This is a genomic window from Mesorhizobium sp. M7A.F.Ca.CA.001.08.2.1 (assembly GCF_003998455.1).
In the GTDB taxonomy this organism is placed as follows: Bacteria; Pseudomonadota; Alphaproteobacteria; order Rhizobiales; family Rhizobiaceae; genus Mesorhizobium; species Mesorhizobium ciceri.
On sequence record NZ_RZPW01000450.1, the window covers coordinates 1 to 5,220 of the forward strand.

Below are 5,220 nucleotides of genomic sequence, written 5' to 3' on the forward strand. Positions count from 1 at the left end.
ACACCATCCTCATCGCGTTGCTGCCGTCGATCGTCATGCTGGTCGGGTCGACGTTGCTGCTCGGCTGGTTCTGGCCGTTGATGGGTGCGGTCGTTGCTGCCGGTTCGGTGCTGTTCATCACGGTGACGGCGCTGCTGTCACTTGGCTATGTCGCGCCGGCGGCAAGGCTCGCCAACACCTGGGATACCCGCCTCGGCGGCTCGCTGGCCGACGCGGTCAGCTGCAACGCCGTGGTCAAGGGCTTTGGCGCCGAAGAGCGCGAAGAACGCCGCCTGGCCGAGGTCGTCGCCAAATGGCGTGCGCGTACACGGCGCACCTGGGTGCGCGGCACCATCAACGGCACCACGCAAGGGGTGCTGCTGCTGGTCATGCGCGCTGCGGTGATCGGCCTGGCGCTGATGCTGTGGTCGTGGGGGCAGGCGAGCGCCGGCGACGTTGCGTTCGTGCTAACCTCGCTCTTCGTGCTGCAGGGCTATCTCAGGGACATCGGCACGCATATCCGCAACCTGCAGCGCTCCATCAACGATATGGAAGAGCTGGTCGATTTCCAGTCCGAACCGCTCGGCATCGAGGACCGGCCAGGTGCCAAGCCGATCCGGATCACCGAAGGACGGATCAGCTTCGACAACGTCACCTTTCACTATGGCCATCACCGATCCGCGCTTTACCGCGACTTTTCGGTCGATATCGCGCCGGGTGAGCGCGTCGGGCTGGTCGGCCATTCGGGGTCGGGCAAGACGACCTTCGTCAAGCTTATCCAGCGGCTCTATGACGTGAACGCGGGGAAAATCCTGGTCGACGGTCAGGACATCTCGCAGGTGGCGCAAGCCTCGCTGCGCGGGCAGATCGCCATCGTTCAGCAGGAACCGATCCTGTTCCACCGGTCGCTGGCCGAAAACATCGCCTATGCCAGGCCGAGTGCGTCGCAGGAGGAGATCGAGCATGCCGCGAAGCTGGCGAGTGCGCATGACTTCATCACCAACCTGCCAAAGGGCTACGGTACACTGGTCGGCGAACGCGGCGTGAAACTGTCGGGTGGCGAGCGTCAGCGCGTGGCGATCGCGCGCGCCTTCCTTGCCGATGCGCGCATCCTGATCCTCGACGAGGCGACATCGAGCCTCGATTCGGAATCGGAGGTGCTGATCCAGCAGGCGATGGAGCGGCTGATGGTCGGCCGCACCACGCTGGTCATCGCGCACCGGCTTTCGACAGTGCGGGCGCTCGACAGGCTGCTGGTCTTCGATCGCGGCAACATCGTCGAGGAAGGCTCGCATGACGAACTGATCCGGCTGAAAGGCGGCATCTACCGCCGTCTGTTCGAACGCCAGGCGCTCGAACTGACCAAGGGACTTGTCAGCTGATTAGAGGCGGCCTCCAGCTTCGGCCGGAGGCCGCCTCTGTCAGGCACGGTCAGCCCAGCGGGCTGGAGCAGGAGATGCGATCGCAGGGAGGCAGTCGACCCGTCGATCAGCGCCGTGATGCTGGCCGACTTGATTTGCCTGTGAAGTCCTGTCCGGATAGTAAGTCTTGGGACCTCTGTTCATCATATTGACCGAGATACGTTGTTTCTACCATTGGTTGATATATATCCGATGGAGGCAACCCACGGACGTTCTTCACGATGCATCTTTCTGCGAATGCCGAGGAAAAGTTGGCTGCGCCGTCAGTGCTGGAATCTCAGCATGGCTCGGTTCGGCCGCTTGCTGCCGAAGATCTCGAGCGCGTCGCCGCACTCTTCCTGACGAAGTTTCGCCGGCGGCGCCGTCACCTCCTCGATCGCGCTATCGCCGAAACGGCCGCGTATATGAGAGAGATTTATCTCGACCCTGCCGGCCAGTCCGGTGAAAGCAACGCTCTTGTCCAGATCAACCGGCAGGGTCGCCTGGGTGGGTTCCTCGGCGTTTTGAAAGCCCGCTACGAGCTCAATGGTGCGCCATTGAATGCGGCGATCATCGGGCCGCTCATGGCCGACCCCGGCACCGATGACGGCTCGGCCGGACCGCAATTGCTGCGGGCATTGCATCAAGGCGAATTCGATCTGCAGCTGACCGATTCGGCCAACCGGACATCCTTGGCCTTCGCGCGCCCGATGAAGTATCAACTCCTGCCGGTGCATTGTCTGGGATGGACATATGTTTTCCGGCCGGCGGGAATGGCCGCCGCCGCACTGCACCGTAAATGGCCCGGCCTGCCTCACCTTGTACTCGACCCCTTTGCGCGAGCATTCGATGCTCTTGCGAAAAGAAGGTTCGAGCCCCCCGTCCAGCATTCATCGTCGCATCGCACCCACCGTGAGCCGATCAATGCCGTGCAATTTGCCGAGGAACTGCCGACCCTCCTGTCTGGTTACGCTCTTCGGCCGAGTTGGAAGGATGGGGAGCTGCCACGGCTGCTTGCACTGGCGGCCGAGAAGCGGGCCGACGGCCCCCTTCATTTCGGTGGGATCTACGACGAAACGGGCAAAATGCTCGGTTGTTATGCCTTCTATGGTCAAGCCGGCGACATGGCGAACCTGTTGCAAATCCAGGCATTCGGATCGCATTGGGGCGCGACGCTGGATGCGCTTGTCGCCGCCGCATGGGAGATGGGCTGCGTGGGCATCACCGGGCAGACGCAGACCAGATTCATATCCCAACTCTTTGGCTACAAGAATGTCTTCTTCCGCTATGCCGGGGGAACGATGGTCCGCTCGCGGATCGCCGAGGTCACGGAAGCGGTCCGCTCCGGCGACATCTTTATCGGTGGATTGGTGGGCGACCGCTGGACCCGCCTCAGTTCCGATGATTTCGGCCGCTGATCGCCTTCAACCGGTGGTCGGCCCCAGCGGCTGGCAGCGCTCGGTTACAAAGGCCGCCTGCGGACTGGGTGCCTCCTGAGGCGTCCAACGCCCGGTCTTTTCATTCCAGCCGCCATGTTCTATGTCTGCCGGGCAGCGCGGGGGCGCGTCTTGTCAATCGTAAAAGCATCCGGTACGCCCCGCTCATGACAGTTACCGTTCGTTTCGCCCCTTCGCCGACCGGCCGCATCCATATCGGCAATGCGCGCACGGCTCTGTTCAACTGGCTGTTCGCCGTGAACAACAAGGGTCGCTTCATCCAGCGCTTCGACGACACCGACATTGCGCGCTCGAAGCAGGAGTTTTCCGACGCCATCCTCTACGACCTGCATTGGTTGGGCATTTTTCCCGACGCCACCGAGTACCAGTCGCGGCGCTTCGAAGTCTATGACGCGGCGGTCGAGAGGCTGAAGGCGGCAGGCGTTCTCTATGCCTGCTACGAAACGCCGGAGGAGCTGGATCTCAGGCGCAAGGTGCGCCGCACGCGCGGTCTGCCGCCGGTCTATGGCCGCGAGGCGTTGACCCTGACGCACGAACAGATCGCCGAATACCAGACCGATGGCCGCCGGCCGCACTGGCGTTTTCTCCTGCCCAATTTCTCAGACGATCCACAACAGCCGGAACGCACTGAAATCCACTGGAACGACTTGGTGCGCGGTGAGGAAACCGTCGATCTGGCCTCGCTTTCCGACCCGGTCCTGGTGCGCGAGGACGGCACCTATCTCTATACGCTGCCTTCCGTGGTCGACGACATCGAGATGGGCGTCAGCCATGTCATCCGCGGCGACGACCATGTCACCAACACCGGCGTGCAGATCGCCCTGTTCCAGGCACTGGCTGCCACGCCGCCAGTGTTCGGCCACCACAATCTCCTGACCACCGCATCGGGCGAGGGCTTGTCGAAGCGCACCGGCGCGCTCTCCATCGAAAGCCTGCGCGAGGACGGGATCGAGCCGATGGCCGTCGCATCATTGGCGGTCCTGGTAGGCACTTCGGAGAATGTCGCGGCGATGCCGACGATGGGCGAACTCGCCGAACGCTTCGATCCGGCGGCGACATCGAAATCCGCGGCCAAGTTCGATCCGGACGAGCTGTTCGTGCTCAACCGGTCGCTGCTGCACCACATGCCGTTCAGCGAGGCACAAGACCGTCTGATCGTGCTCGGCGTCTCCGGCGAGCAGGCCGAACCGTTCTGGCTGGCGGTGCGCGGCAATCTCGACAGGCTGGCCGATGCGGTCAACTGGTGGCGCATCCTGCGCGAAGGACCGCAGGAGAAGCCGGAATTTTCCGATGACGACCGCGACTTTCTTCGACAGGCATTCGACCTGCTGCCGGAGGAACCCTGGACCGCGACGATCTGGAAGGACTGGACGGGCAAGATCAGGGAAGCGACCGGCCGCAAGGGCAAGGCGTTGTTCATGCCGCTCAGGACAGCCCTTACCGGACTGCCTTCGGGGCCGGAGCTTGCAGATCTATTGCCGCTGATGGGTCGGGAAGGAACGTTGGCCCGACGACCCTGACCTTGCGCTGTTCCGGCGGCAGCGCGGACACGGGCGACGTCACCGGCCTGGCGGAAAGCCGCTTGATCGCCTCGCGGTCGAGCCCACCTTCCAGATTGGCCAGCGTTTCGGGATCGGCGCCCGGATCAGGTTTTGCAACCGGGACTGGAATGAATGATGACGCGTCTGTCTCTGGCTGCGATTGCACCGGATTCGGCGGATTGCCGGCAATGATCTGGAAGCCCTGCGCAGCGGCGTTGCAGCCGCAAGCCGGCGGCCGCGACATGCCGGGCCGCTTGTAGAGATAGGCGGTCGGCAATTCGCTGTAAGGTCGGCCGGTGACAGATGACATCATCGACGCCGAATCGTCGTCCATGCCGCGCGAATAGAAAACCTGCATCTCGGTGCCGGGGCAGCTCGATTCGCAATTCTTCTGGTCGCGTTCGAAATCGCCTGCCGAGGCCGAGTTCGACATAGGGAAAAAGTAGCCGTCGCAGGTGCGCACACAGGACGTGTGGAATTCGCCACCGACGCTCGGAAAATCCGGTACGCCGGGCTGGTTGAGCACACGGCGGACATTGCGCTCCTCGCTGGGATCGTCGGGCTGGTTGGGTTCATCAAGCATATCGAGCTGCTTGCTGTTGCCGCCGAAGAGCTGATCGAACAGGTTTGCGCTGCCGCCGTCGCGGTTCGCTTCCTGCAAAGGCGCACGCCGAGGCGCAACGGTGTCGCCGCGGCAGCCATTGGCGTCGAGCGCCGCCAGGATGCGTCCGCGATCGCGGCGAGAGCCACCGCCAGCCAGCCGCTCGCGCTTGTTTTGCAAGGCGTCGAGATTGGCATTCATGCGGTCGATGGTGGCGTTGAGCCCGGCGCATTGATTGAGGT

General features: G+C 63.2%; 4 protein-coding genes. 3 read left to right on the plus strand and 1 reads right to left on the minus strand.

Features of this window, described 5'->3' with window-relative positions; genetic code table 11:
* From EN914_RS23405 to gltX, 3 genes are all read left to right on the plus strand, one after another.
* A partial coding sequence (locus EN914_RS23405; RefSeq protein ID WP_164778867.1) for an ABC transporter ATP-binding protein occupies positions 1-1,361 on the plus strand: 1,361 nt, incomplete at its 5' end.
* 260 nt (positions 1,362-1,621) lie between these two features.
* Positions 1,622-2,797, plus strand: a complete 1,176-nt coding sequence (locus tag EN914_RS23410) for a hypothetical protein (RefSeq protein ID WP_024503554.1) — start codon at positions 1,622-1,624, stop codon at positions 2,795-2,797.
* A 185-nt stretch (positions 2,798-2,982) separates the two neighbouring features.
* Positions 2,983-4,356, plus strand: coding sequence for a glutamate--tRNA ligase (gltX, locus tag EN914_RS23415; RefSeq protein WP_024503553.1), 1,374 nt, complete (start codon positions 2,983-2,985; stop codon positions 4,354-4,356).
* Here the strand turns inward: gltX and EN914_RS23420 are convergent.
* A partial coding sequence (locus tag EN914_RS23420) for a DUF2865 domain-containing protein (RefSeq protein WP_127389293.1) occupies positions 4,274-5,220 on the minus strand: 947 nt, incomplete at its 5' end. The genes gltX and EN914_RS23420 overlap by 83 nt on opposite strands.

Bases quoted from the DNA above. Each gene is read 5' to 3' on its own strand.
- gltX (WP_024503553.1), top strand. From the start codon at position 2,983: ATGACAGTTACCGTTCGTTTCGCCCCTTCGCCGACCGGCCGCATCCAT.
- EN914_RS23410 (WP_024503554.1), top strand. From the start codon at position 1,622: ATGCATCTTTCTGCGAATGCCGAGGAAAAGTTGGCTGCGCCGTCAGTG.